General features: G+C 46.4%; 19 protein-coding genes, 10 tRNA genes, 3 rRNA genes and 1 pseudogene. 7 read left to right on the top strand and 26 right to left on the bottom strand.

Annotation, left to right across the window (positions count from 1 at the left end; translation table 11 throughout):
• Positions 1 to 28: 28 nt before the first annotated feature.
• Positions 29 to 766 carry a winged helix-turn-helix transcriptional regulator gene (locus H0G69_RS04605; RefSeq protein ID WP_180305304.1) on the bottom strand — a complete coding sequence of 246 codons (738 nt, stop codon included), beginning with the start codon at positions 764 to 766 and terminating at the stop codon, positions 29 to 31.
• Positions 767 to 931: 165 nt separating this feature from the next.
• Here H0G69_RS04605 and phoU point away from each other — a divergent pair, with 165 nt between their 5' ends.
• Together phoU and H0G69_RS04595 are read left to right on the top strand one after the other, a co-directional pair.
• Positions 932 to 1,654, top strand: coding sequence for a phosphate signaling complex protein PhoU (phoU, locus tag H0G69_RS04600; protein ID WP_180305303.1), 723 nt, complete (start codon positions 932 to 934; stop codon positions 1,652 to 1,654).
• A gap of 158 nt (positions 1,655 to 1,812) precedes the next feature.
• The gene (locus tag H0G69_RS04595; RefSeq protein ID WP_180305302.1) at positions 1,813 to 2,670 is read left to right on the top strand and encodes a patatin-like phospholipase family protein; all 858 of its coding nucleotides are present in this window, start codon (positions 1,813 to 1,815) and stop codon (positions 2,668 to 2,670) included.
• Positions 2,671 to 2,802: 132 nt separating this feature from the next.
• On the opposite strand, the gene H0G69_RS04590 is transcribed toward H0G69_RS04595, so the two are convergent.
• The 3 genes from H0G69_RS04590 to H0G69_RS04580 are packed head-to-tail and all read right to left on the bottom strand — an operon-like array spanning position 2,803 to position 3,905.
• Positions 2,803 to 3,258: a hypothetical protein gene (locus H0G69_RS04590; RefSeq protein WP_180305301.1), complete on the bottom strand. Its 456-nt coding sequence runs from the start codon at positions 3,256 to 3,258 to the stop codon at positions 2,803 to 2,805.
• A 21-nt stretch (positions 3,259 to 3,279) separates the two neighbouring features.
• Positions 3,280 to 3,504, bottom strand: coding sequence for a hypothetical protein (locus H0G69_RS04585; RefSeq protein WP_180305300.1), 225 nt, complete (start codon positions 3,502 to 3,504; stop codon positions 3,280 to 3,282).
• Complete coding sequence (locus H0G69_RS04580) at positions 3,504 to 3,905, bottom strand: hypothetical protein (RefSeq protein ID WP_180305299.1); 402 nt, start codon at positions 3,903 to 3,905, stop codon at positions 3,504 to 3,506. The genes H0G69_RS04585 and H0G69_RS04580 overlap by 1 nt, the downstream gene beginning before the upstream one ends.
• Before the next feature lie 239 nt (positions 3,906 to 4,144).
• Here H0G69_RS04580 and H0G69_RS04575 point away from each other — a divergent pair, with 239 nt between their 5' ends.
• A complete protein-coding gene (locus H0G69_RS04575) occupies positions 4,145 to 7,060 on the top strand; it encodes a YfhO family protein (protein ID WP_180305298.1) in 2,916 nt (971 codons plus the stop codon).
• 263 nt (positions 7,061 to 7,323) lie between these two features.
• Positions 7,324 to 8,070, top strand: a complete 747-nt coding sequence (locus tag H0G69_RS04570; protein WP_180305297.1) for a potassium channel family protein — start codon at positions 7,324 to 7,326, stop codon at positions 8,068 to 8,070.
• 755 nt (positions 8,071 to 8,825) lie between these two features.
• Here the strand turns inward: H0G69_RS04570 and H0G69_RS04565 are convergent.
• Positions 8,826 to 9,674 carry a hypothetical protein gene (locus H0G69_RS04565; protein WP_033935663.1) on the bottom strand — a complete coding sequence of 283 codons (849 nt, stop codon included), beginning with the start codon at positions 9,672 to 9,674 and terminating at the stop codon, positions 8,826 to 8,828.
• A 697-nt stretch (positions 9,675 to 10,371) separates the two neighbouring features.
• Between H0G69_RS04565 and ndk the strand changes: the two genes are divergently transcribed.
• Entirely contained in the window at positions 10,372 to 10,803 is a 432-nt protein-coding gene (ndk, locus tag H0G69_RS04560; protein WP_006499667.1) for a nucleoside-diphosphate kinase, read from the top strand.
• 112 nt (positions 10,804 to 10,915) lie between these two features.
• Here the strand turns inward: ndk and H0G69_RS04555 are convergent, their stop codons facing one another.
• The 18 genes and pseudogenes from H0G69_RS04555 to tnpA all read right to left on the bottom strand — a co-directional run bounded on the left by H0G69_RS04555 (position 10,916) and on the right by tnpA (position 21,449).
• Complete coding sequence (locus H0G69_RS04555; RefSeq protein WP_034540959.1) at positions 10,916 to 11,305, bottom strand: DUF956 family protein; 390 nt, start codon at positions 11,303 to 11,305, stop codon at positions 10,916 to 10,918.
• A 10-nt stretch (positions 11,306 to 11,315) separates the two neighbouring features.
• Positions 11,316 to 12,245, bottom strand: coding sequence for a PTS system mannose/fructose/sorbose family transporter subunit IID (locus H0G69_RS04550; protein WP_180305296.1), 930 nt, complete (start codon positions 12,243 to 12,245; stop codon positions 11,316 to 11,318).
• A gap of 21 nt (positions 12,246 to 12,266) precedes the next feature.
• Positions 12,267 to 13,073 carry a PTS mannose/fructose/sorbose transporter subunit IIC gene (locus H0G69_RS04545; protein ID WP_034540962.1) on the bottom strand — a complete coding sequence of 269 codons (807 nt, stop codon included), beginning with the start codon at positions 13,071 to 13,073 and terminating at the stop codon, positions 12,267 to 12,269.
• Between the two features lie 12 nt (positions 13,074 to 13,085).
• Positions 13,086 to 14,087 (bottom strand): PTS sugar transporter subunit IIB, encoded by a 1,002-nt coding sequence (locus H0G69_RS04540; RefSeq protein WP_033935660.1) that lies wholly within the window; start codon positions 14,085 to 14,087, stop codon positions 13,086 to 13,088.
• A 398-nt stretch (positions 14,088 to 14,485) separates the two neighbouring features.
• A tRNA-His gene (locus tag H0G69_RS04535) sits at positions 14,486 to 14,560 on the bottom strand.
• Between the two features lie 6 nt (positions 14,561 to 14,566).
• A tRNA-Tyr gene (locus H0G69_RS04530) sits at positions 14,567 to 14,647 on the bottom strand.
• Positions 14,648 to 14,655: 8 nt separating this feature from the next.
• Positions 14,656 to 14,728: transfer RNA gene (locus H0G69_RS04525), tRNA-Phe, on the bottom strand.
• A gap of 5 nt (positions 14,729 to 14,733) precedes the next feature.
• A tRNA-Asp gene (locus H0G69_RS04520) sits at positions 14,734 to 14,809 on the bottom strand.
• Between the two features lie 8 nt (positions 14,810 to 14,817).
• Positions 14,818 to 14,891 (bottom strand) — tRNA-Met (locus H0G69_RS04515).
• Between the two features lie 11 nt (positions 14,892 to 14,902).
• Positions 14,903 to 14,976 (bottom strand) — tRNA-Pro (locus H0G69_RS04510).
• A 5-nt stretch (positions 14,977 to 14,981) separates the two neighbouring features.
• Positions 14,982 to 15,055: transfer RNA gene (locus tag H0G69_RS04505), tRNA-Arg, on the bottom strand.
• Positions 15,056 to 15,065: 10 nt separating this feature from the next.
• Positions 15,066 to 15,137: transfer RNA gene (locus H0G69_RS04500), tRNA-Gln, on the bottom strand.
• Between the two features lie 11 nt (positions 15,138 to 15,148).
• A tRNA-Val gene (locus tag H0G69_RS04495) sits at positions 15,149 to 15,221 on the bottom strand.
• 5 nt (positions 15,222 to 15,226) lie between these two features.
• A tRNA-Glu gene (locus H0G69_RS04490) sits at positions 15,227 to 15,298 on the bottom strand.
• A 6-nt stretch (positions 15,299 to 15,304) separates the two neighbouring features.
• Positions 15,305 to 15,421 (bottom strand): 5S ribosomal RNA (rrf, locus tag H0G69_RS04485).
• An 84-nt stretch (positions 15,422 to 15,505) separates the two neighbouring features.
• Positions 15,506 to 18,426 (bottom strand): 23S ribosomal RNA (locus H0G69_RS04480).
• A 197-nt stretch (positions 18,427 to 18,623) separates the two neighbouring features.
• Positions 18,624 to 20,200, bottom strand: a 16S ribosomal RNA gene (locus tag H0G69_RS04475).
• Together the 16S, 23S and 5S rRNA genes with 10 tRNA genes alongside form the textbook arrangement of a ribosomal RNA operon.
• An 805-nt stretch (positions 20,201 to 21,005) precedes the next feature.
• Positions 21,006 to 21,449, bottom strand: a pseudogene (gene tnpA, locus H0G69_RS04470) (IS200/IS605 family transposase).
• Between tnpA and H0G69_RS04465 the strand changes: the two are divergent.
• Positions 21,425 to 22,759, top strand: coding sequence for an RNA-guided endonuclease InsQ/TnpB family protein (locus H0G69_RS04465; RefSeq protein WP_034539283.1), 1,335 nt, complete (start codon positions 21,425 to 21,427; stop codon positions 22,757 to 22,759). The pseudogene tnpA and the gene H0G69_RS04465 sit on opposite strands and share 25 nt — an antisense overlap.
• 302 nt (positions 22,760 to 23,061) lie before the next feature.
• Here H0G69_RS04465 and H0G69_RS11150 read toward each other — a convergent pair whose 3' ends face one another.
• Both H0G69_RS11150 and H0G69_RS04460 read right to left on the bottom strand, forming a co-directional pair.
• On the bottom strand, positions 23,062 to 23,217 hold the full coding sequence (locus H0G69_RS11150; RefSeq protein ID WP_333493007.1) for a hypothetical protein: 156 nt from the start codon (positions 23,215 to 23,217) through the stop codon (positions 23,062 to 23,064).
• 124 nt (positions 23,218 to 23,341) lie between these two features.
• Positions 23,342 to 23,500, bottom strand: a complete 159-nt coding sequence (locus H0G69_RS04460) for a hypothetical protein (RefSeq protein WP_180305295.1) — start codon at positions 23,498 to 23,500, stop codon at positions 23,342 to 23,344.
• Positions 23,501 to 23,699: 199 nt separating this feature from the next.
• Here H0G69_RS04460 and H0G69_RS04455 point away from each other — a divergent pair, with 199 nt between their 5' ends.
• On the top strand, positions 23,700 to 24,812 hold the full coding sequence (locus H0G69_RS04455) for a glycerol dehydrogenase (protein ID WP_180305294.1): 1,113 nt from the start codon (positions 23,700 to 23,702) through the stop codon (positions 24,810 to 24,812).
• Positions 24,813 to 24,981: 169 nt separating this feature from the next.
• On the opposite strand, the gene H0G69_RS04450 is transcribed toward H0G69_RS04455, so the two are convergent.
• Positions 24,982 to 25,845 (bottom strand): YitT family protein, encoded by an 864-nt coding sequence (locus H0G69_RS04450; protein WP_148313145.1) that lies wholly within the window; start codon positions 25,843 to 25,845, stop codon positions 24,982 to 24,984.
• Between the last annotated feature and the right edge of the window lie 16 nt (positions 25,846 to 25,861).

The raw sequence follows: 25,861 nt of genomic DNA, 5'->3' as shown, positions 1-25,861 counted from the left end.
CGTTTATGTCAATTATGACACAAAAAAGCTACTTATCCAAATGAGCCGTGTCAAACAGATAGCCAAAGCCACGTGCCGTCTTGATCCATTCAGGGCGATGCGGATCTTTTTCGATTTTATCGCGCAGGTGACTAATGTGAATGTCAACCATGCGGGAAGTGCCTAAAATATCGTAGTTCCAGACGCCGTTCAACAATTGTTCGCGGCTGATGACCTGATTGCGATTATCATAAAGGTATTTAAGCAGCTTAAACTCTTTCGGGGTTAAAATTACTTTTTGATCATTGACATAAACACAGCGATGATCAAAATCCAGTCTTAAATTACCAATCGTAACGTCATCACGGTGAGGGCGTCGTGGCTTGTTGTTAGATGATTCTTCTGAGTTTAATTGACTATAGACCCATAAGCGCTGTCTGATCAGTGGTACCAGCAGTTCAGCATCATTGAGCGATCTTGGCAGGCAGTCATCGGCATGAAAACGAAACAGCTTGCGTCGCACCTTAGGCTTATACGCCTCGCCCATGATGATGATCGGGCCATTCATCATCTGACGCATGACGTCCAGCGTTGCTAAAATCGTGTCCAGCGGTGTAGCGTCAAAATCCCATAGAATTCCACTGTATGGGTGCTTTTTGATTTTGGCTACCCCTTCTACCGCGGTGGTCGTCTGGTGCAGCAGCCATCCCTCATCCGCAAACGCGGCGGCAATTGCTCCATATAAAGCCATGTCTTTGCTAATGAGCAGAAAGTGTCGCTGCTCCATGATTCTCCATCCCCTTTTCTCTTCCAAGTCTAATCAAGTCTAATTAAAACGCAATATTTACGAAATTTCGATAAAATCCGATAATTTTACCTCAGATTTACATATTTTTTACATTAGACAAGTATAGTAATGAAAGAAAAATGCCCCATAAAGGAGAGAGATCATATGAACGAGATTTTTAACGACGAGCTAAAAAAACTGCGTGGCCGGTTTATGGAAATGGGGATCAACACCTCCGAACAGATTTATAAGGCAACCAAGGCGTTCATTGATCGCGACGTGGCACTAGCCAAAGAAGTCAGTGAAAACGACCGATTGATCAATGATGGCGAAACCTATCTGGAAAAGCACGCCTTTAAACTGATGAATATTCAGAGACCAAAAGAAAGCGAGTTCCGTTCAATCATGAGCATCCTCAAGGCCAGCTCAGATTTGGAACGAATGGCTGATCATGCCTCTCATATTGCCAGAGACGCCATCCGCATCAAAGATATGGACCAACACTGGCCAGATATTGAAAACGACATCGCTCAAATGGCTGAAACCGTGCGTCACATGTTGGAAAAAGCCCTTGATGCCTATGTCTACACTGATGAACAGACGGCTTATTCTGTTGCCAACATGGATCTGGAAGTTGATAAACAATACGTGCAGGTCCATGAAAAAATCATCAACCGCATGCACGCCCATCCTGAACTGATTAAGGATGGCAGTCACTACATTACCGTGATTCATCTGCTGGAACGGATTGGCGATCACATTGTCAACCTGGTCGAATGGGTAATCTACGCGGCAACCGGTAAAATCACGGAGCTTAATCCTGGCAAGGCTGATCCCGAACTGGTCAATCGTGAGCTTCAAAAACAGGCTGAAGAACAGGAAAAGTGAGCCAACCAAAATAAAAAATCTTGATTCTGCGACCGTAAAGCTGTTTACAACGATGGCTTTGCGGTCTTTTTGCGGCTTAATGATCCTTGATTGATTGGGTGATGTGTTATTATAATCATATTCAATACGATTAAATGCATGAAGAGAGAGGGATTGCAATGCTTTACAACGCGGCATTAGTTTTGGAGGGTGGAGCTTTTCGCGGCCAGTACACAGCTGGCGTCTTGGATTGCCTGCTCAAGCATCACATCGAGTTTAAAAGCGTGATTGGCGTTTCGGCCGGGGCCTTATGCGGTGCCTGTTACGTGGCCAAGCAGTATGGGTATGTAAATCACGTCAACACCAGCTACCGTCATGATTCTGACTATGTTTCGCTCAAACGCGGCCTGCATCACGAAGACATTCTCAATCTGGACTTTTTGTTTGATGACCATGGCTGGGACTGGCATCAATTTGACCATCATGCCTATGAGCGCTCCGCATCGAACTTTACAGCGGTGGCAACCTCAATTGAAACTGGCGAGCGAATTGACTTTGTAAACTACCGGCGGGAAGGTTTGGTAACTGCTCTGAAGGCTTCCAGTTCAATGCCGTTTTTAGTTGAGCCGCAGCTGACTGATCAAGGACCTTGTCTAGATGGCGGAATTGCTGATTCGATCCCGACTGATCTGGCTAAGGAACAAGGATTCGATAAGATCGTCGTCGTCAGAACGCGTGAGGCAACTTATCGCAAAAAGTCTTCCAGTCCCCTGGTCAAGGCGCTTTATCGTCGCCAGTACAAAGATTATCCGGTTTTTGCCGAAGAAGGCATCAACCGGCCAGAAGTATATAATCAGCGATGCAATGAGATTGACACTGCTTTTGCCAATCAAGAGCTTTACTGCATTACGCCACAAAAACCGGTTAAGGTCAGCCGATTTGAAAATAACGTCAAAAAACTGGCCGGCTTTCATGATGAGGGATTGCTTGAAATGGAACAGCAGCTGCCTCAGTTGATTGCCTACCTTGAACGCTAAACTAAACGTCGTCTTCTTTAGAGGCGGCTTTTTTTGTTGACAGAGCTGTTTTATCGTGACTGATTCTCTACTTGAAAGCCGCGGTCACCAGCTTTTTTAATGAATCATTTCTTTTATCTGTGTGGCCGTTGCCTAATCACGAAAATAGTATTGACTGCCCAATGACGGCTCTGACAGCAGAATGTTCAAGAACTGCTGAACATCAAATGACTTAGCCAGCGCCAATAAGATGATCTTAAGGTCTTTAATCTGACGACGTGCCCGCCGATTTGTCTGCAGACTGGCAACCAGCCGCTGCGCATCGATCTGGTCAAGCTCAGTCAGTTCAATTACGTGCAGATAGTCCTGCAGAATCGATTGGTCAAAAACTTTCAGCTGGCGTTCAGCAGTTGCTTTAAGCCGTAATGCATCGATCAAATAGTCAATGGCCTCGAGAATCTTCTTTAAATTGAATCTTTCAAAATCGATCGTTTCAACCTCATGCCGTGCTGCCTTGGCCAGACTCATCGTTGACGCTGCCGGACCTTTATCATCTACATGGGCACTGATTTTTTGGCGGAACCGATCAATCAGTTCTGGCTCTGGCATCGGTAAGCCATCCCCAGCCAATTACGGCCAGATTCGTTCGTCATCCTCGACTCTGACCAACCGCAATGTTGCACGGTCATATTCAGCATGACCAAGCCAAAATGAATCATTGATTGCCAATTCTTTACCCACATCGATAGCAGAGTCGCGCCGGTCCCAGACTGAGGCGTGCTCATTGACCTTGACCACGAATTTTTTTAGTGTCCGACTGTAGTAGCAAGACGCATTGTTTTTGCCATCTACCATTAATGCAAAATGTTCTGGTGTTTTGGGATCATTCCCCTGCTGTTTGGACGTGCTTGTTTGCAAAGCCATTGAATCAACAGCTGTCGGTGAATCAATGGCGATTGTTTTATCATTTTTGGTTTCTGCTTGGGGGCATCATCAGCTGGCACATCAGCACTGTCAGCTGCAGCAAGCGATAATTGCGTTGCATCATCATGCGCGAGATCATAAATCCAAAAGGCCTCGGCACGTTTCTTAGCAAACAGCGTAGGGTAGTGGGACCTCAGTTTAGGATAGTCGGCAGCCAGATCCGCAGCCGACTCCCAGGTAAACTGCCGCTCGCTTTTTTGGGTAAAATTTTGGCTGACTGACCAATACCAGCGCGTGTGACTAAGCGATCGATACAGCAACGCAAATGACATCTTGATTCCTCCTTAAGCTCTATCAAAACATATGTTCGCTATTTATATTTTAACAGGCGAACATACTTTTAGCAATCTTATTTTTGAACAGCCGATCAGCTTGATTTGAGAGCGCTGCAGACTAACCTGATTTAAAAACCAGTAATTCATTAAAATACCTTAATATTTTCAGTGGCAAGGTTTACAAAAATCTATAGTAAAATAGAAAGGTGTACTTTTTATTTTAAGGAGCAATTTCAATGAACTTCTCATTCGAAAAGCGTGATCATCGCATGCTGTATCTGAAATATACGATAATGTTTGCCTTGATTGCGCTGTTCATGTTCGGCAGCTATGCTATCACCGGACATACGTTGATCTGGAATAAGGATGCCTTAAATCAGCACGTACCGCTGCTCGGCGAATATCGTAAAGTCGTTCTGGGCTGGCTCCATCACCCAACACGGCCATTAAACTGGTGGTCTTGGAACATGGGACTGGGCACCGATACTTTCCAGGTCTTTTCCTACTATACGATTGGTGACGTTTTCGCCTATCTGGCATTATTATTCCCAGCAGTTAAACTAACGCTGGCCTATCAAGTCATTACCGTTGTGCGAACGTACTTTGTCGGTTTGACGTTCTGCTGGTTTGCTGGCCATTTTTCTTTTCGCGACCACGTTATTCTAGGTGGTGCCATAGTCTATATGGTGAACTCATACCTGTTGTATGCCAGCATCGCCCAACCGTTTTTCATGACGACATTTATTCTGTTTCCGATTCTGGTCGTCCAGCTTGAGCGCGTCCTGCAAAACGGCTCAGCCTGGCCGCTTACCTTGGCTTTTTTGTGGATGTTGGTCAACAACTACTATCTAGCGTATGTTTTAGGAATCGGCACTTTTATCTATCTGGTACTCCGCGTGGCAACTCATTATCGAACCACGCTTAGCTACGGCAAAACCCTGGCTAAGCTGGCCTTTGCCTCAATTACCAGCATTCTAGTCGCAGCCTGCCTTTTGGTTCCAGAAATCATGGCCGTTATGAATTCCACTCGTGCCGGTTCTGAATTTGCCAATGGTCTTAAACACTATCCGCTCTACTACTATCTGTTTCTGCCCAAACAGCTGATCAATGGTGACCAGTGGACGTTTATGTTCTGGTCGGCATTAGGCTTGGTCAGCATTGCCTTTATCGCGATCGTCTATCTTTATACGCGAACCCGCGAATTTCCGCTTTTATCAATCAGTCTGGCACTGGCATTGGTTATGCTGCTGATTCCGGCAGTGGGGGCATTTTTCAATGGCATGATGGCGGCCTCCAATCGCTGGACGCTGCTGATCTATCTGCCGATTGCCATGACGGTCTGCCTGCTTTTGCAGAATGCGACCCGTCTTGATCGGCATACGCTTTGGATCTTAACCAGCGCGACCGGCATCTATCTGGTCGTCTTGGTGGCAACCTATATTTTCCAAAACGATACGACCATGTTTATGCCGATCATCTTTTTGATCATGTCGCTGTTAATGCTTTGGATTATTAACCTGCATGGCACGCCGCATCCTGATCGCTGGCTGGTTACGATTATTTTGGCCAACGCTGCCTGCAACGCGCTGTATGTCGGTACGCCTTATAACGGTAATTTCGCCAACAGTACATTGGTGCGCGGTCAGTATCAGTCGATTGCCGAAAATCGCTATGGCGGCTTGGAAAAAGGCTTAAACGACGGCTCATTTTTCCGGGTCTCCACGATCTCCAACAATCAAATTACTTCTGGTGGGCTTTTGGATAATGATCTGACCTCAGGGATGCACAATATCGATTCATACTACTCCCTGCAAAACAAGTACTTGGGACAGTTCAGCACCTCGCTGCAAAACACTCAGTACCAAGCCAACGTCCCTTTGCGTCAGGTTGATGACCGAACCGTTTTGAATAATTTCTTTGGCGTCAAGTATCTGTTCGTACAAAGCAACAGCGAGAACGCCAATAAGATTCCAGGCGGCTATTTCCTTGATGCTACTACCGAACCCAAAATCAACTATGACGTCGGGCAGCCTACCAACCCGACCGATCAGACACAGCTGGTTCCAACCGCGACTAATCGCTATCGGACGAGTAATGCCTTTCCGCTGCTTTATTGGCAGGATTCCTACATCAGCCAAAAGACCTACCAGAAACTGTCGCCTACTGCCAAAGAACGTGCCTTGGCCAGTGGGGTTACGGTCAGCTCTAAAAACAGCGGCGCTACTAACGGAATGAAGACTGCCAATTTGAAAGGCAACGTCATCAAACTTAAGTCGCAGCTGGTTTCAAATCGTTTGAACAAGATCAAGTCAACCGGTCTTAAATATACTGACAGTCTGGAAACCTATCAGCTGCAGCTGCCGCAGTTGACCAGCAAGGCATTCAAAAAACAACTCAAAGACAGCGAACTGCACGTTGAGTTTGCCTCGATCAAGTATCAGCCATTTTCAATGAAACAGCAGATTGCCTATGAGCAAAAGCATGAAGAGCAGCAAGCTACCAATCCGGGCGATATCGTCAATCATCGCTTTAACCAATATAAATTCTGGCGCTATCACATTTTAAACGGCTCACCGGATATGAGTTTTGCCATCAAGATTTCCGGTCGTTTGGGCTCAGAAACCATAGAACAGCCTAAACAGAGCAAGCTTTCATTTTTCAAGCTGGTCAAAAACGGCACGATGAACATTGGCTACTTTGCTAAAGGAATGCCAACCTCTTTAACTCTCAAGCCTTCTAAGCTGGGGACCTATCAATGGCAGTATCAAGTAGTTGCCGAAAAACTGGGGACCAAATACAATCAAGAAGTTCGCCAGATTCAAAAACATGCGCTTAAAAACGTTAAATTCAAGCGCAATCAACTTTCGGGAACGATTACGACTTCGCGGGTCGGTATTCTGACCTCTTCGATTCCTTATTCAACGGGCTGGACGGCGACCGTTGATGGCAAAAAGGCCACTCTGTTACGGACCAACCAGGCTTTTGTCGGTCTGCGCCTGCCTGCGGGAACTCATCGCGTTGTCCTGCACTACCACGTACCAGGTTTAGCCCTAGGATGTAAGATAAGTCTGTTTGGTTTGATCTGGATGCTTTTGGCTGCAGTTGCCAGTTGGCTGATCAAACGTCACGATGCCAACAAAGCTTCAGCATAACGGTTCAATCAACAGGTCTAAAACTGCCAATAGCGCTATACCAGGCTTCAAAGCTTGATATAGCGCTATTTTGATTATCAATCAGTTTCAGTTGAGCAGACTGCCTCTACATACATGGGGAATACAACCACTAAAATTCAACGCAAAATTGAAGCATTGATCACGCCAAACTATTGTCACTTTGCCACAAACGAATTATTATTTAATTAATTACTATACTATTGGGAAAATTAACTATGAATCCTCTATTGGGAAAATTAACTATGAATCCTCGCAAACACAAAATTCTGTTACTCTATCAGCTGTTTATCGCGCTGATCGCCTTAATTTCAATTCTGCTGCTGTTGTTTGACTGCGCTCATGCCATTAATCTCAGCCAGTCGCCTTACGTTTGGATCGATCGCGGTATCTGGGCAATTCTGGTAGTTGACTACTTTGCACGTCTGGCAATCGCAAAAGACAAAATTCAATTTTTCAAGGAAAATATCTGGGATCTGCTCTCAATCATCCCGACCAACTCAATCTTCACGCTATTCCGTTTTGTCCGTGTCGCCCGCGTCTTTCACATGCTGCGTGTCTTGCGGCTTTTACGCCTGGTTGGTCTGACGGTCCGCTTAAAACGATTCTTTCACACGGATGGTCTGATCTACTACCTTTACCTTAGCTGTGGAATTCTGTTTATCGCGTCCGGCATGTACAGCATCTCAGAGGGCGTTTCGTTTTCAACGGCCTTTTGGTGGGCTTTGACGACTGTTTCAACCGTGGGCTATGGCGATGTCTCGCCGACTACGCTCTGGGGACGGATTGCCGCAGTTTTGCTGATGGTCGTAGGCGTCAGCATCATTGGACTTTTGACCAGCACGATCACGACTTATTTTGAACCAACCAATCCGCATGAGGTCACCAAAAAAGAAATCGCCAAGCTGCACGCCGAAAATAGGCAGCTGCATCAGGAACTGTTGGAAATCAAACAGATGCTTAAAGAACAACAGCACCATGACGTTAAATAAAAAACAGTACCGTATTGAACATTTTATAGGCACTGTTTTCTTCTAAAATTGCATGATAAATCAAATTCATTGATACGGTTTGGCAGCAGACTTTCCTGCGGTCAGGCCGTTTTTTATCTGAGTTCATTTGAGATATGATTGCTGCTTTGTTTCTTATCATTATATGGATGCCTTTCTTACCAGATCTGCTTAAAATCGTTTTATCAGGCTTCCAACACAAGTTTTCTTGAGGCACTAACTATGAATTGCCACTTTTTTACTCTCTCGTTATAATCAGCATCATTTTCTTGGTCGCTGTCATTATTTTATTGACGCCAAACATTCACTTAATTATTGGTTCGAATTTGATCTATTATTTTTAGTTAATGTAAATTAATGCTGTTGCTATTTAGTTTAACATTACGAAAAGTTTGAATCATAATCGGGCGTAACTCATCACAGAGCAACTGATGAATCTTGCGCGAATGCTAAGATCTTCTGCACCCATTTTACGAAAATATAAAATCGTCGGTGCCAATTCAATTTATCAAAGACATCAAAAAAGGCCATCCAAAAGTGATTGCCTCACTAATCAGATGACCTCAAATGGCTAATAATATTGTCAAGCTCAGTGCTTAATGACATTGCATTGATCGAACAGGACATTTTTGACATTATTAACTGACTACCAGTATAAATTAATTATACGATATTTAATGTTTATTAAAAACCCATCATGAAACTGTTAAACAAATTTTAATAAAACGTATATTAGGTTATCGATTGAAATAGCGAACATACTCTTCAGCCGCTACATCTCGGTCTGAATTAATCAAAGGCGAAAACAACAGGCCAAGTCCAACATAAAGCATGATGCAGGCCCAGACGATTGGCTCCCAGCTCTTGATTGGCCAGCTGCCAAAACAAATACCGACTACAAAAGCAGCCACGATCAGCAGTACAGCAACGGCCAAAGCAGCATTGCGCATCCGCTGCCAGTATTTGCCATAGGGGTAGACAAACTGCGAGATCCAGATTTCTAGTTCCTGACCAGTAGCCCCGCCTCGCCAGATTCGCAGCATTTTCTCATGAGTCTCATCCCAGACAAACGTATCAACCCGCTCATAGCTAACAGCAGCCGGTTTGCCATCGGGACGCTGCTCGTGACCATTTTGGCGCGTCGTCAACTCAAAAATCGTTCTTTGACCTTCCAGCTTGACTTCACGACAGCGCACCAGATCTAATTGCATGTCTAATTCACGCCGACTTTCATACACGCGCTGCTCGCATTCCCGCAAAAAGGCCTTGGATTCCAGTGGCGTCATGTACTGATCCATGATTCCCTTAGCTGCATCACGATTATTATTGGCCAGATGCTCGCTGGCAGCTTCAAGCGTTTTGTGAAAACCGTTAAAGATCCGCAAGCCGCGCAGTGCCTCAGGCGAATCCAACGGGAGAATCTGCCAAGAGATCGGATGCCGCTGCGACAGCACGTCTAGCCGATGGCGCCGCATCCGTCGACAAAAATCGCCCCACAAAAAGCCAACTGCCAGCATTAAAAACAAGCCTAATACTAAAAGGCAGAAAAGCCCCCAGCCGTCAGACATCATTAATAAACTTGTCATAGTCTCACCTTCCGCATGGTTTGATTTAATTATAGTCGATTATTAGATTTGCTGGCTAGAGAAATAGGCAAAATATTCAAGATCTAAGTTATCAGTGCGAAACCGTTAAAATCATTAAACTTAACAAACGTCTTTTCATCAATCAACAATTTGCTATTCATAATTCACTGTTCACAATTCATTCTTTACAATTCACTATTTACATTGATACAGGTTACTGAGCGATAGATAAAATGCCTTAATATCAGTGATTTTCACTATTATTATACCTATTGTTAACTGTTTATTTTTTACAATTCACTGTTCACAATTCATCATTTATATTGTATTAGTTTATTTCAAAAGAAAACAGCGAATCCGCGTTCAAAACTGAACATTGGATGCGCTGTTATTAATTCAACAGTATTAGGCAGCTGCTGACTCTCTCTTTACCAATCATCTAATCACGATTTTAGCCAGTCTGTCCTAAAACCGGCTATCATTCTCTGACTAACTATGCTGGTTTAATTCTACTGATTCTCGTCTTATTTTCAAGTATTTAGCCTTGGCATGAAAATAAGATCTTCATTTTGAAAATTCGAAAGCCTATCGTTTAACCACACGAAAAGAAAAATCATTTATTTTGAAAGCGATTTCTTGACAAAAGTAGGCGATATGATATGCTAATAACATAATTTGTTAAAGGGAGGCCGCTAATATGGTCGAAGATGAATACACTTTGGTTTTGGTAAAACCGGATGGCGTAAAGACGCGTCACATCGGCGACATTATTACTCGCATCGAACGCAAGGGATATCGGATTGAAGCGTTGAAGATGATCAACGCTACCCAAGATGAACTTGAGCGCCACTATTACGATAAGACTGACAAACCGTTCTGGCCGGAAATCCTTACTTACATGATGGAAGGCCCGATCGTCGGCATGGTCGTTTCCGGAACCAATGTCGTTGAAGCCATTCACAATATGGCCGGGGCTACCAATCCTGGTCAAGCTGAATGGGGGACGATTCGTGGTGACTTCGGTCGTGAATGGCCAGATGGCGTTTTGCGAAACGTTATTCACACTTCTGACACCGTTGATGGCGCAGCGCGTGAGATTAAGATCTGGTTTCCCGAATTTAAATTCTAATTGATTTCAATCCCGGCTTGATCTTTGAAGTCGGGATTTTTGATTGCGATAAGGCGCCTCAAGACCGTTGAATCAGTCCTAAGGCGCCTTTTCTCTTGTGCCAATCAATCGTTTATTTTGTTGAATGCTTGCGGCTATTGTGCATCCCCTGCCAGCCGCGCTTTAGTTTCTGCGTAAACGTCAACGCTCTGACCATATGCTGAGGATCAACGTGTTTGCGAACAGCGCGCAAAGTTGCCTTGGTATTCTTGGCGGCAAAGATAAACTCACCGTTATGCCGTGTTCGAATCTTAAAGCGAGGAATCCAATGCCCGCCAAATACCAATGAGGCAATTACCAAGTCAATCTCATCCCAAGGAATCTGGATAAAATTGCGGACGTCACGGTCATCATAAAATTCAAAGCCGCGATCGCCAATCATAATCTTGCCATATGATACGGGCCCCATAAAAGATGTGCCGTCTGTTACGTATTCAACTTTGGCATTGATTGATTCAACCATTTCACTCACCTTACAGCAGGCCGCAGACGTGACCCAAGATCCCTAAGACAAACAAGCCAATGATAATAACGATTGGCGAGACTCGTTTTTTAAGCAGCCACATGCAAAGGAACGTCAGCAGCAGTCCAGCCAGCCCAGGAATCAGCTGGTCCAGATTATCCTGCAGCGTCGTAACCTTATAGCTGGTCAATGACAGGCCCTTGCCCATGTTCCATTCAGTCAATACTTTTTGTACCGAATGAATATTGTTTGGCAGCTTGCTCCAGTCAATGTAGGCGCCTTTTTGCAGCGGCGTCTTGGAAACGACTGGCGTAAACTTGATCGTAACCCAGCGCTCAATCAGGGTCCCTAAGATAAACATCCCCATCATCGCCGCGCCACGCGTTACCTTTTGCAAAAGACCGCCAGAAACGTCATCAGTGATCTTAGAGCCGGCATGGTAGCCAAATTCCTGCGTGTACCACATAAAGGCAATCCGCATGGCGTTCCAAAGCAGGAAGAACAGGATTGGTCCAACGATATTGCCAGAAATTGCCATTGAGGCCCCCAGACCAGCAATAATTGGCCGTGCCGTGTACCAAAAGACTGGATCCCCGACACCTGCCAATGGTCCCATCATACCGACCTTGACCCCTGAAATAGCAACGTCATCAACAGCAGTCCCATTAGCCTTGTCTTCTTCCAACGCCAGGGTAACCCCAATAATCGGCGAGGCCAGATAAGGGTGCGTGTTGAAGAATTCCAAATGGCGCTTCAAAGCTGCTGCCTGATCGTCCTTGTTCTTGTAAAGCTTTTTAATGGCGGGAATCATTGCGTAGGCATAACCACCATTTTGCATTCGTTCATAGTTCCATGATCCTTGGAGAAACGTTGAGCGCCAGCAGACGTCCCAGCGATCGCGCTTGGATAGTCTAATTTTGTTTTCCGTCTTATCTGCCATAATCAGTCGCTCCCTTGAATTTTAATAGTCATCTAAAATGTCGCCCAATGGATCACCGGTATCGTTGCCCGAGCCGCCATTGCTGCCAGAACCGCCCTTGGATTCCAAAGACAGGTACATCAGCGTTAATGCCAGACCAATCGCCCCAATTGCGATCAAGGTAAGTTCTGAAACGGCAGCCAGGGCAAAACCAATCATAAAGAACGGCCATACTTCTCGACTGGCAATCATGTTGATAACCATTGCATAACCAACGGCAACCACCATTCCACCACCAATCGTCATCCCATCAGTCAGCCAGGCCGGCATGGATCCCAGAAAGGCGCGGACGGCACTGGCAGGAACAAACAGCATGGCTGCTGCTGGAATCGCAATCCGCAGCCCTTGGAGACTGACGGCCAGCATCTGCCATAGATCAACACCGCGGAAGTTTGCTTTAGCGGCTTCTTTGTCCATGATATGAATAATTGCAACGGAAATCGTCCGAACGATCATCGTTAAGAATAAGCCAGCTACCGCCAAAGGAATGGCAACCGCAATCGCCGTTCCGATCTGTTTGATCTCACCGCCACTTTGAATAAAAATAATCGTCGAGGCCACGGCTGCCAAGGCTGCATCCGGTGCCACCGCAGCCCCGATGTTGGCCCAGCCCAGAGCAATCATCTGCAAAGAGCCGCCCAGCATGACGCAGGGAACCAAATGGCCAGTTACTAAACCAATTAATGTGCAGGCAATCAGTGGCTGATGGAATTGAAATTCATCCAAAACACCTTCCATACCAGCCAAAAATGCCACAATCACAACTAAGATCATTGAAATCGCAGACATAATCAAAACCCCTTATTTCTTTTGTTCATCGATCAGCTTTTGAGCCTTGTCCAGCAAAGCGTCCATGTCCTCAGCATTGCTGGAGGGAACCTTTTTGACAATGAACTTAATTCCCAGCTGTTTGAGCTTTCTAAAGGTATCAACGTCTTCTTGGTTCATGGCCAAGACCTGGTTCACGTTGACCTTTCCTTCTGAATAGGCCATTGAGCCGATATTAAGCTCTTTGATGCCGACCCCGCCCTCAATTGCACGCAAGGCATCCTCAGGCGTCTCAAACAGCAGCATGGCCCGCGTATCGCCAAAACGCGGATCCTTATCGACCTTGATCATTTTGGCAATGGGGACCGTATTGGCATGAACGCCGGTTGGAGCTGCCTGTTTGATCATATTCTTGCGCAGCTTGTCTTTAGCGACGTTATCAGAAACAACGATAATACGGTTGGGATTGGTTGCCTTGGTCCAACCGGTTGCTACCTGACCATGCAAAAGTCGGGAATCAACCCGTGCCAGAACGTATTTGATCTTACCATCGCCGATAACGGTACCTTCTGGAATAGCTCCCTTGATGGCTGGCTTGGCACTGGCTGGTGCAGCTGGCGCCTTGGTCTTTGGCATCAGTTCTTCTGGCAGAGTCTTGATGCCATCCTTAGCCGTTTCAACGATATGTGTAGCAATTTCTCGGGCTGAGTTCATGGTCATTCGCGAGGCCAATGCTTCAATCACCATCGGCAGGTTCATCCCCGTTACGATTGCCCAGGTATCCTGATGCTTTTCAAACAGACTCGAGGCTTGATTAAATGGCGTACCACCCCACAAGTCAACTAAAAATAAAACCTGCTCTTGATCTGAAAAGTCCTTAATGGCATTTTCAAGCTTGGCATGAATATCATCCGGTCCCTCATCCGGCTTCAAAATTACATGCGCCACATCCTGCTGCTGACCAAAGATCATTTCCGCCGATTGATTGATCCCGTCAGCAAAACCACCGTGACTTGTTAATACAATTCCTACCATATGAATCCCTCTATCACTATCAAATTATTCCAAATCGATCTACAGCACTGACCACAGTTTATAAAAACATCTGGTCATGAAGTAAATATTCATCACTTCCCTTTTAAAAATCCCACTTACCAATATCATGTAAGCGCGTTCTTATATAAATTATCATTTTAAATGCAATTTGACAATGTGCCATTAAACGTTCAATTGCATTTAAGATTCCCTAAAGGCATGCAAAATAAGCGCTGATGAACCTTATCATGCCGGTCAAAAAATTTTTTTGCAAACGTTTGTAATGAATCGAAGCAACCGCTTGCAACTAATTCAGAATCAGATTTGAAATTTTTATTCATAAAATTATGCAAAAAAAGGTCATGTTCAATTTAATTGAACATGACCTTTTTAACAGAGGCGGTATGTGGGATTCGAACCCACGCATGTCGGACCCACAAACCGATGTGTTAACCAAACTTCACCAATACCGCCATAAGTGGAGGAGGGTGGATTCGAACCGCCGAACCCGAAGGAACGGTTTTACAGACCGTCGCGTTTAACCACTTCGCTACTCCTCCATAATAAATGGCGCGGGACGGAATCGAACCGCCGACACACGGAGCTTCAATCCGTTGCTCTACCAACTGAGCTACCGAGCCATTTACGGTCCGTACGAGACTCGAACTCGTGATCTCATCCGTGACAGGGATGCGTCCTAACCAAAACTAGACCAACGGACCAAGAATAATCGCGGCAGGGGGGATCGAACCCTCGACCTCCCGGGTATGAACCGGACGCTCTAGCCAGCTGAGCTACACCGCGATAATCCTAAATCGGGAAAACAGGATTCGAACCTGCGACCCCCTGGTCCCAAACCAGGTGCTCTACCAAGCTGAGCTATTTCCCGAAAAATGCACCCAGAAGGAGTCGAACCTTCAACCTTCTGATTCGTAGTCAGACACTCTATCCAATTGCGCTATGGGTGCAGAATAATAATTGGGCTAGCTGGGTTCGAACCAGCGCATGACGGTACCAAAAACCGTTGCCTTACCACTTGGCTATAGCCCAATCATGATAAATGGAGGATACAGGGCTCGAACCTGTGACCCTCTGCTTGTAAGGCAGATGCTCTCCCAACTGAGCTAATCCTCCAACAATGACCCATGCGGGATTCGAACCCACGATACCAGCGTGAAAGGCTGGTGTCTTAACCGCTTGACTAATGGGTCATATCAGCATGGCAATGCCCTATCCTCGCAGGGAGCGATCCCCCAACTACTTTCGGCGCGTTGAAGCTTAACTTCTGTGTTCGGCATGGGAACAGGTGTATCCTTCAAGCCATCATCACCACACTAATCCTTTTCAGGATTGAGAGCTTGCACTCTCAAAACTAAACAATATCTATTCTTCTCACGTTCAATCGAAACACCCTAAACTTGGTTAAGTCCTCGACCGATTAGTAATGGTCCGCTCCATGCCTCGCGGCACTTCCACTTCCATCCTATCTACCTCATCATCTCTGAGGGGTCTTACTTCCATAAGGAATGGGAAATCTCATCTTGAGGCGAGTTTCACGCTTAGATGCTTTCAGCGTTTATCTCATCCATACATAGCTACCCAGCGATGCTCCTGGCGGAACAACTGGTACACCAGCGGTATGTCCATCCCGGTCCTCTCGTACTAAGGACAGGTCCTCTCAAATTTCCTACGCCCGCGACGGATAGGGACCGAACTGTCTCACGACGTTCTGAACCCAGCTCGCGTACCGCTTTAATGGGCGAACAGCCCAACCCTTGGGACCGACTACAGCCCCAGGATGCGATGAGCCGACATCGAGGTGCCAAACCTCCCCGTCGATGTGGACTCTTGGGGGAGATAAGCCTGTTATCCCCAGGGTAGCTTTTATCCGTTGAGCGATGGCCCTTCCATGCGGAACCACCGGATCACTAAGCCCGACTTTCGTCCCTGCTCGACCTGTCTGTCTCGCAGTCAAGCTCGCTTGTGCCTTTACACTCTGCGAATGATTTCCAACCATTCTGAGCGAACCTTTGGGCGCCTCCGTTATCTTTTGGGAGGCGACCGCCCCAGTCAAACTGCCCACCTGACACTGTCTCCCACCACGATCAGTGGTGCGGGTTAGAGTGATCATAATGCAAGGGTAGTATCCCACCAACGCCTCTGCCAAAACTAGCGTCCTGGCTTCTATGGCTCCTACCTATCCTGTACAAGCAGTACAAGCACTCAATATCAAGCTACAGTAAAGCTCCATGGGGTCTTTCCGTCCTGTCGCGGGTAGCCTGCATCTTCACAGGCAATTCAATTTCACCGAGTCTCTCGTTGAGACAGTGCCCAGATCGTTACGCCTTTCGTGCGGGTCGGAACTTACCCGACAAGGAATTTCGCTACCTTAGGACCGTTATAGTTACGGCCGCCGTTTACTGGGGCTTCAATTCAGGGCTTCGCCGAAGCTAACTCTTCCTTTTAACCTTCCAGCACCGGGCAGGCGTCAGCCCCTATACTTCATCTTACGATTTTGCAGAAACCTGTGTTTTTGATAAACAGTCGCCTGGGCCTTTTCACTGCGGCTGATCTTGCGATCAGCACCCCTTCTCCCGAAGTTACGGGGTCATTTTGCCGAGTTCCTTAACGAGAGTTCGCTCGCTCACCTTAGGATACTCTCCTCGACTACCTGTGTCGGTTTGCGGTACGGGCAGTTGATTATTCGCTAGAAGCTTTTCTCGGCAGCGTGACATCAACGACTTCGCTACTATAATTTCGCTCCCCGTCACAGCTTGTCAACCCGCTGATAAGCATTTGACTCATCAACTGACTTGCTGCTTGGCCGGACACTTCCAATCGTCCGGATCGCTTAGCCTTCTGCGTCACTCCATCACTCAAGCACAATCAACTGGTACAGGAATATCAACCTGTTGTCCATCGTCTACGCCTCTCGGCCTCGACTTAGGTCCCGACTAACCCTGGGAGGACGAGCCTTCCCCAGGAAACCTTAGTCATTCGGTGGACAGGATTCTCACCTGTCTTTCGCTACTCATACCGGCATTCTCACTTCCAAGCGCTCCACCAGTCCTTACGGTCTGACTTCATCGCCCTTGGAACGCTCTCCTACCACGCATCCTGATGGATGCATCCATAGCTTCGGTAATATGCTTAGCCCCGGTACATTTTCGGCGCAGAGTCACTCGACTAGTGAGCTATTACGCACTCTTTAAATGATGGCTGCTTCTGAGCCAACATCCTAGTTGTCTGTGCAATTCCACATCCTTTTCCACTTAGCATATATTTAGGGACCTTAGCTGATGATCTGGGCTGTTCCCCTTTCCACGATGGATCTTATCACTCACCGTGTGACTCCCGAGTAAAAATCAATGGCATTCGGAGTTTATCTGAAGTCAGTAACCCATGACGGGCCCCTAGTCCAAACAGTGCTCTACCTCCATGATTCTAAACCTCGAGGCTCCCCCTAAAGAGATTTCGGAGAGAACCAGCTATCTCCAAGTTCGTTTGGAATTTCACCGCTACCCACACCTCATCCCAACCATTTTCAACTGATACGGGTTCGGTCCTCCAGTGCGTTTTACCGCACCTTCAACCTGGACATGGGTAGGTCACCTGGTTTCGGGTACATAACTGCGTACTTCGTACGCCCATTTCAGACTCGCTTTCGCTACGGCTCCGGTTTTTCCACCTTAACCTTGCACGCAATCATGACTCGCCGGTTCATTCTGCAAGAGGCACGCCGTCACACGTAAATGTGCTCCGACAGCTTGTAGGCACATGGTTTCAGGAACTGTTTCACTCCCTCCCGGGGTGCTTTTCACCTTTCCCTCACGGTACTGGTTCACTATCGGTCACTAGGGAGTATTTAGCCTTGCGAGATGGTCCTCGCGGATTCCGACGGGGTTTCACGTGTCCCGCCGTACTCAGGATCCTGAACTGAGAGTGTGACGTTTCGTTTACTGGGCTATCACCATCTTTGGCGTCGCTTCCCAACGACTTCAACTACGTCGCACTTTGGTAACTCAAATGTTCAGTCCTACAACCCCAACAAGCAAGCTCGTTGGTTTGGGCTCTTCCCGTTTCGCTCGCCGCTACTCAGGGAATCGAATTTTCTTTCTCTTCCTGCAGCTACTTAGATGTTTCAGTTCACTGCGTCTACCGCCTGACAGCTATGTATTCACTGCTCAGGCAATCATCGACTAAGATGATTGGGTTTCCCCATTCGGAAATCTCCGGATCAAAGCGTACTTACCGCTCCCCGAAGCATATCGGTGTTAGTCCCGTCCTTCATCGGCTCCTAGTACCAAGGCATTCACCATGCGCCCTTCATAACTTAACCTTGATGATCTTACGATCACCTCAGTTATTGAGTATGCGATTAATTTCGTTAATAAAACTCAAATAACGCGGTGTTCTCGGTTTAATTGTGAATAAAGAAATAAATATTATTTAGTTTTCAAAGTACAAGCTGAGGGTAGACCCCTCAAAACTGAACGCAGTTTCAACGAATGTGCAGGTTTCCGATTAATTCCTTAGAAAGGAGGTGATCCAGCCGCAGGTTCTCCTACGGCTACCTTGTTACGACTTCACCCTAATCATCTGCCCCACCTTAGGCGGCTAGCTCCCCGAAGGGTTACCCCACCGACTTTGGGTGTTGCAAACTCTCATGGTGTGACGGGCGGTGTGTACAAGGCCCGGGAACGTATTCACCGCGGCATGCTGATCCGCGATTACTAGCGATTCCGACTTCGTGCAGGCGAGTTGCAGCCTGCAGTCCGAACTGAGAACGGTTTTAAGAGATTAGCTTGCCCTCGCGAGTTCGCGACTCGTTGTACCGTCCATTGTAGCACGTGTGTAGCCCAGGTCATAAGGGGCATGATGATCTGACGTCGTCCCCACCTTCCTCCGGTTTGTCACCGGCAGTCTCACTAGAGTGCCCAACTGAATGCTGGCAACTAGTAACAAGGGTTGCGCTCGTTGCGGGACTTAACCCAACATCTCACGACACGAGCTGACGACGACCATGCACCACCTGTCATTGCGTTCCCGAAGGAAACGCCCTATCTCTAGGGTTGGCGCAAGATGTCAAGACCTGGTAAGGTTCTTCGCGTAGCTTCGAATTAAACCACATGCTCCACCGCTTGTGCGGGCCCCCGTCAATTCCTTTGAGTTTCAACCTTGCGGTCGTACTCCCCAGGCGGAGTGCTTAATGCGTTAGCTGCGGCACTGAAGGGCGGAAACCCTCCAACACCTAGCACTCATCGTTTACGGCATGGACTACCAGGGTATCTAATCCTGTTCGCTACCCATGCTTTCGAGCCTCAGCGTCAGTTGCAGACCAGACAGCCGCCTTCGCCACTGGTGTTCTTCCATATATCTACGCATTCCACCGCTACACATGGAGTTCCACTGTCCTCTTCTGCACTCAAGTCTGACAGTTTCCGATGCACTTCTTTGGTTAAGCCAAAGGCTTTCACATCAGACTTATCAAACCGCCTGCGCTCGCTTTACGCCCAATAAATCCGGATAACGCTTGCCACCTACGTATTACCGCGGCTGCTGGCACGTAGTTAGCCGTGACTTTCTGGTTAGATACCGTCACTGCGTGAACAGTTGCTCTCACGCACGTTCTTCTCTAACAACAGAGCTTTATGAGCCGAAACCCTTCTTCACTCACGCGGTGTTGCTCCATCAGGCTTGCGCCCATTGTGGAAGATTCCCTACTGCTGCCTCCCGTAGGAGTATGGACCGTGTCTCAGTTCCATTGTGGCCGATCAGTCTCTCAACTCGGCTACGCATCACAGCCTTGGTAGGCCGTTACCCTACCAACAAGCTAATGCGCCGCAGGTCCATCCCAAAGTGATAGCCGAAGCCATCTTTTAAATTTGAATCATGCGATTCAAATTGTTATGCGGTATTAGCATCTGTTTCCAAATGTTATCCCCCGCTTTGGGGCAGGTTACCTACGTGTTACTCACCCGTCCGCCACTCGCTGGTAAACCAACGTCAAGTCCGTGCAAGCACGTCCAATCAGTTGGGCCAACGCGTTCGACTTGCATGTATTAGGCACACCGCCGGCGTTCATCCTGAGCCAGGATCAAACTCTCATATAAAATATAAGAACTTGAAAAGCTCAAATTTAAATTAAGCGAATTGACTTCGCAAATGTTTTTGCATCAATCGTAATAATTGATGACCCTGCACATTTGTGTTCGTCGAAACTGTATTCAGTTTTCAAAGGTCTACCGTTGCTCGCTTATTTCAAGCAAGCAACTTTATTATTTTAACAGGTTGTCATTTCAAAGTCAAGAGCTTTTTTTATTTGAAGGCATTAAAGATAATTCAAACAAATTCAAGCAAAATGACTTTAAAAATTTTAAGCGTTCATCAACGCGACAACGATATATTACTATACCGACTAAACTTGCTTAAGTCAATAGCTTTTTTACATTATTTTTAGCTAAACCGGATTTTTATCGACAGCTCGTCTTGAAACGCAAGAAAACTGTCGATACCGCAGCCGAATTCAGCCAGTCAATAATTACTACAAGATTGATTACCATTTCAAGCTGCCGACAGGCTTTTAACGCCGTCTCCAGTTGATTTTTTACGTCAGCATTCCAGCGGCGCGTCAAAGCCCGATTAGCAGATAGTCTGCCATGCTGAGCTGATAGTGGCTGACAAAAATGAAAAATGATGCAGCATTCAGCTTGGCGAAAGTTTAAATGTCACATCATTTTTATCAAGTCGTTGATTGATCTTATAAATTTCGATTACTGCTTAGAATCAGGCTCCAATGATTTTAGTCAGCCTGCAAAACGGCACCGTTGGATTCAATTAAAACTTGATTAAAACTTGGGCAGGAATCCCACGATTTTAATCGGGGGAGGAATGCCCCTTTATTAGTGCAGTAAGGCGCTATTTTCTTTTGAGAGGTGGTCTGCCAGCGTTACTTTTAGTCGTCCTCTGGTTGGCAATATAACGCTCTACAACCTCTTTACTCATGTTTCCCAGTGTCCCCATGTAATAGCTACGTGACCACAAATGGCCGCCTCACCCAGTATTGCCTTTGCTTGATTTCTGGATGATTACGTAGGAATATTCGCGCGCTGCCCCCCTTCAGTGCCTTAACGATATTAGTTGCTGAATACTTGGGCTTAAAACTGATCAACATATGAACATGATCTGGCACCACTTCCATTTTTTCTATCGTAATATCATGAAGATCGGCAATGCGCCTAGAATATCTTTCGTATCGTTGACTAGTGCTGGCGTTGTAAATGTGGCATTCCGATATTTAGTAGTACAATTGAAATTAGTAAAGGGGGTGAAATGACATGCCGAAAAAAGATGATTTGCCATATATGATGGGGCTAAAGTTACGCTTATACCCAAATTGGAAACAAGAAAAGATTTTGTGGAAGAATCTGAATGCTTCACGGTTCATTTATAACCAATTGTTAGCTAATAGTTGGACTGATAGTAGAATTATCAAAAACAAACTTGATAAGCGATACCCAATTCCAGAAGCATATTGGCGTTATGACAAGAACGGTAAGGTAATTAAGAAGAGCCAAAAACGGCCGACTGGTTTAGCTCGTATCACTGCTCAACGATATCCTTGGCTTGGTGATGATGATCTTGATAGTGATATGTTCACCAATACCGAAGTTAATTATAAGGCCGCTTGGAATATGTTTCGGAAAGTACACACTGCCGGAAAACCAAAGTTTAAGCGAAAAAGCCGTCCTGTTCAGTCATATTCGACTTCCAATCATTATTCGAGTGCAACCGTAAAGAAACACGGGGGCGCTCCTTCGCTTTATAATGGGTCAATCAAATTTTTAGATCATAACCATATCCAGCTACCGAAGTTAGGTCCTATTAAGGTGAAATTACACCGTTCATTACCAACTAATCGGTTGGTACGGATTGCCACTGTTACAATTAAGCACTACGCGACCGGGCAATGGACTGTTTCATTACTGCTTAAAAGTGATGAGCCGTTCCACCAAGCTTTACCCAATACCAATCAAGCAGTTGGTATTGATCTAAACACCGAAAACTTTCTTACTACCAGTGATCAGAAGCAGGTTGCTAATCCCCACTATTATCGTGCCCTCAAAAAGCACTTGGCAAAACACCAACGGATTCTTTCTCGCCGGGCAAGGCGTGCCAAAAAAGAGCATCGTCCTTTGTGGGCAAGCAAGAATTACCAGCAGGAGAAGCTGGTCGTCGCCAAAATCCATCAACGGATTCGTAATCGGCGCCTAAACTTCCTTCATGAAACCTCGACTGCACTAATCAAGAGCCACGATTTGGTAGTTGCGGAAAACTTGAAGAGTAAAAATATGCTTAAAAATCATGCCCTGGCAATGAGTATTTCCGATGTTGGTTGGCGGACCTTTTTGGGTATGCTGGAGTATAAGGCCCCGCTGTATGGGCGCACGTTTGTCGAAGTTAATCCAGCTTACACAACCCAAACTTGTTATGATTGCGGCTTCGTGATGGGCAGCAAAGGTACCAAACGATTGACTCTTCATGATCGTGAATGGACTTGTCCTAACTGCCATGTTCATCACATTCGTGATCACAATGCTGCTTTGAATATCTTAGCGAAGGGTCAACGCTTGCTAACCAGACCCGACCAAAATCTAGAAGCAATTTATTAGTTTTAGAAAAGGACGTTTGGAAACTTGCGCCCCTAGATTAAGCGTTAGCTTGATCTTAAATGGCCTAGTTATTGGCTGTAAGACATAGTGCCATCCGAAGATAATTTATTATCTGAGATGTTGCTACGCTGGCTTTATCTAGGCAAATTGTAGCTAGTAACTCATTCAGCGATGAACTGATAGGTGAAGTCTACAAGCCCCCGAATTTTATTCGGGGGTAGCTTGACCCTTATCGTAGGCACCCATTCCAAATACCATGATATCCCAAAGTTGTGCAGCGTTAGGACGGTCTTTTTTGTAATCTATGCCTTTAGCGAGTCCGGTCCTGGCTCAGAAGCGATAATCATCATATCGCCTTTGATCGTCCATTGGTCTGCCAGGGTAGTAATAATAAAGTGCTGCCCTTTCTTTAATGGATATACCTTACCACCAACCGTAATTGATCCTTGATCGTCCAGAACCGCGACCAGCGCGTAGGGACTCTGGACGCATTTGAATGTGGCCGTGCCATTCTTAAGCAGTCAACGATAGACAGCAAAGTAGTTGGTTGATACAAAACGCGTTACTTTAGCATCGCCAACCTCATATGCTTCTGTACTCAGCACTGGATCGTGGAAAGACACCGTCGTACATCGATTCCTTAATCTGCAGCGGCCGCTTTTGGCCAGTCGTTTGGTCAACACGATCCCAGTCATAGAAGCGATAGGTCGTATCACTGCTCTGCTGTGTCTCTAAAACCATGATGCTCTTGCCAGAATTTTTATGCCTAAGCTGAACAAATTGAAACAATGCAAATCGTATGCAAAGCTTATCAGACAATTGAAGCCAAGATTGTCATCTTTTTTGACTGAATTGTTAAAATCTGCCTGCCGAGGTATCGCTTTCATGGTATATTTAACTTAGCTAAGCGAGCTTTTGCATCTGAAAGGAGCTGATGAAAATGAGTCTCAATATGTTTGGCAGTCCTGCTTCCTACATTCAAGGAAGCGATGTTTTATTTAAGAGTACTGAATATCTGGCACGACTTGGCAATCGAATCCTGCTGCTGGCTGGACCTACCTCATTGCGCATCGTTGGCAATGAGTTTGGCGATTATTTGATCAACAACGACTTTACCGTTACCAAGGTTCAGTTCAATGGCGAATCATCCGAAAATGAGATCAAGCGCGTCTCTAAAATCGGCCATGACAACCATGTCGAAATGGTGATCGGTCTGGGAGGTGGCAAAACGATTGACGCCGCCAAGGCCATCGCCGACAATCTGAGTGTCAAAACCGTTATTTTGCCGACCGTGGCCTCAACTGATGCGCCTTGTTCGCGGCTGTCAGTTATCTATCAAGACAATGGCGAGTTTGACCATTATCGTTTCTATAATCAGAACCCCGACCTGGTCATGGTTGATACCAAAGTCATCGCCACGGCACCAGCCAAGTTTTTGGCATGCGGCATGGCTGACGCCTTGGCAACCAACATTGAAGCCCAGGCCGTCAAAAAATCGCATGGGCTCAACATGCTAGGCGAGCATCAGACGCTGGTTGGCCTGGCAGTTGCCCAGGAATGCGAGAACACGCTGTTTGCATATGGCGACGAGGCTTATGCCGCTGCCATTGCCCATGCCGACACCAAAGCATTTGACCGGATCGTTGAAGCCAATACGCTGATGAGCGGTGTTGGCTTCGAATCTGGTGGTCTGGCTGCGGCTCATGCCATTAATGATGCTCTTAGCGTTTTGAATGGTCCGGTTCATGAGCGGCTGCATGGCGAAAAAGTTGCATTCGGTCTGCTGACGCAATTGATGCTGGAGGGCGCGGCAACCGAACGTTTCGAAAAATACTTCCACTTCTTAAAGAAGCTGCATCTGCCAACCAACTTTGTCGAGCTGGGAATCGAGGACCCAAGCGAAGCAAACCTGCTGAAAGTCGGCAAGGCAGCCTGTGCCCCAAACGACACCATGAATCGCATGACGTTTGAGGTTACGCCGCTGGACGTCGTTAATGCCATGCGCGGCGTTGACGCCTACAGCATTGCCAAATACAGTGCCACTCACCATTAAGTGTTTTGATATACAAAAAGCACCGTGCCGACATCAGTCAAGCGCGGTGCTTTTAGTTATGCTAAGTCCTTATCCCATGACTTCAACAATGGGGTAAGGACTTTTAATATTCAGTCAGCACGCTGCAGCCATCGCGGCATGCTGTTTCTGACGGCTATTTAGGCAGCTGCTAAAACGAATAGTGCTGATAGTTGCCAAATTCGACATCAGCTCGTGAAATACTGATAAAGCTGTCCGGATCAACGTTATGAACCATCTTGCGCAGCTCGTTTAACTGAGCCTTGGGCGTACATACCAGAATAATATCAGTGGGTTCATTGGTATAGACGCCAGTTCCATGCAAAAGCGTTGCCCCATGCACGAAATTGCGCAGCTGTTCCGAGACGGCAGCTGATTTCTTGGTATAGATCGTAACCGAGACGTCTTCTTGCAGGACGAAGGTATGATCCATCATCAGGCTGGTCACCAGCATCCCGATCAGACTATAGACGATCCGGCTGGGACCAAAGCATAGGACGGTTACCACCAGAATCGCGCCATTGATCAGGTTGTTCAGCATCCCGACTTTTTTATGCAGCTTTTTTTGACAATAAGTTACGACGATATCGGAACCACCAGTCGTAAAGCCCTGGTTAAAACACAGCCCAATCCCGATTCCCAAGATTGCCGCACCGATAATCGTATTGGTCAGCGGGTCGTTTACCAAGGTGGCCGTTGGAATAAACTTTAAAAAGACAACGTTAAAGCCAACCGCCAGCATTGAAAATAAGATATAGCTAAAGCCGAATTCATACCAAGCAAACACAAACAGTGGCACGTTCAAAACCGCGACCAGTAGACTCATACTGATATGCAGACCACTTTGTAAAAATAAAGCCTGCAGCAGCTGTGAAACCCCCAACAGACCAGCCGAATATGAGTTGGCATGCGACAAAAACATATTGATTGCCATTGCCGAAAGCACCCCATAACATAGCGCCACGGCAATTTTAATCAGGATTTTTTGATCGCGTTTTTTTGCGTTACTGCTCATAAAATCCTCTCCCATT

This window comes from Limosilactobacillus mucosae, assembly GCF_013423865.1.
GTDB lineage: Bacteria > Bacillota > Bacilli > Lactobacillales > Lactobacillaceae > Limosilactobacillus > Limosilactobacillus mucosae.
The sequence above is the reverse complement of the archived record's forward strand: the minus strand, read 5'-3'. Positions and strand labels throughout refer to the sequence as shown.

Bases quoted from the DNA above. Each gene is read 5' to 3' on its own strand.
- H0G69_RS04570 (WP_180305297.1), top strand. From the start codon at position 7,324: ATGAATCCTCGCAAACACAAAATTCTGTTACTCTATCAGCTGTTTATC.
- H0G69_RS04595 (WP_180305302.1), top strand. From the start codon at position 1,813: ATGCTTTACAACGCGGCATTAGTTTTGGAGGGTGGAGCTTTTCGCGGC.
- H0G69_RS04580 (WP_180305299.1), bottom strand. From the start codon at position 3,905: ATGTCATTTGCGTTGCTGTATCGATCGCTTAGTCACACGCGCTGGTAT.
- H0G69_RS04555 (WP_034540959.1), bottom strand. From the start codon at position 11,305: ATGGTTGAATCAATCAATGCCAAAGTTGAATACGTAACAGACGGCACA.
- H0G69_RS04585 (WP_180305300.1), bottom strand. From the start codon at position 3,504: ATGGTAGATGGCAAAAACAATGCGTCTTGCTACTACAGTCGGACACTA.
- phoU (WP_180305303.1), top strand. From the start codon at position 932: ATGAACGAGATTTTTAACGACGAGCTAAAAAAACTGCGTGGCCGGTTT.
- H0G69_RS04460 (WP_180305295.1), bottom strand. From the start codon at position 23,500: ATGGTTTTAGAGACACAGCAGAGCAGTGATACGACCTATCGCTTCTAT.
- H0G69_RS04545 (WP_034540962.1), bottom strand. From the start codon at position 13,073: ATGTCTGCGATTTCAATGATCTTAGTTGTGATTGTGGCATTTTTGGCT.
- H0G69_RS04575 (WP_180305298.1), top strand. From the start codon at position 4,145: ATGAACTTCTCATTCGAAAAGCGTGATCATCGCATGCTGTATCTGAAA.
- H0G69_RS04450 (WP_148313145.1), bottom strand. From the start codon at position 25,845: ATGAGCAGTAACGCAAAAAAACGCGATCAAAAAATCCTGATTAAAATT.
- H0G69_RS04465 (WP_034539283.1), top strand. From the start codon at position 21,425: ATGCCGAAAAAAGATGATTTGCCATATATGATGGGGCTAAAGTTACGC.
- H0G69_RS04565 (WP_033935663.1), bottom strand. From the start codon at position 9,674: ATGACAAGTTTATTAATGATGTCTGACGGCTGGGGGCTTTTCTGCCTT.
- H0G69_RS04455 (WP_180305294.1), top strand. From the start codon at position 23,700: ATGAGTCTCAATATGTTTGGCAGTCCTGCTTCCTACATTCAAGGAAGC.
- H0G69_RS04540 (WP_033935660.1), bottom strand. From the start codon at position 14,087: ATGGTAGGAATTGTATTAACAAGTCACGGTGGTTTTGCTGACGGGATC.
- H0G69_RS04550 (WP_180305296.1), bottom strand. From the start codon at position 12,245: ATGGCAGATAAGACGGAAAACAAAATTAGACTATCCAAGCGCGATCGC.
- H0G69_RS04590 (WP_180305301.1), bottom strand. From the start codon at position 3,258: ATGCCAGAGCCAGAACTGATTGATCGGTTCCGCCAAAAAATCAGTGCC.
- H0G69_RS04605 (WP_180305304.1), bottom strand. From the start codon at position 766: ATGGAGCAGCGACACTTTCTGCTCATTAGCAAAGACATGGCTTTATAT.
- ndk (WP_006499667.1), top strand. From the start codon at position 10,372: ATGGTCGAAGATGAATACACTTTGGTTTTGGTAAAACCGGATGGCGTA.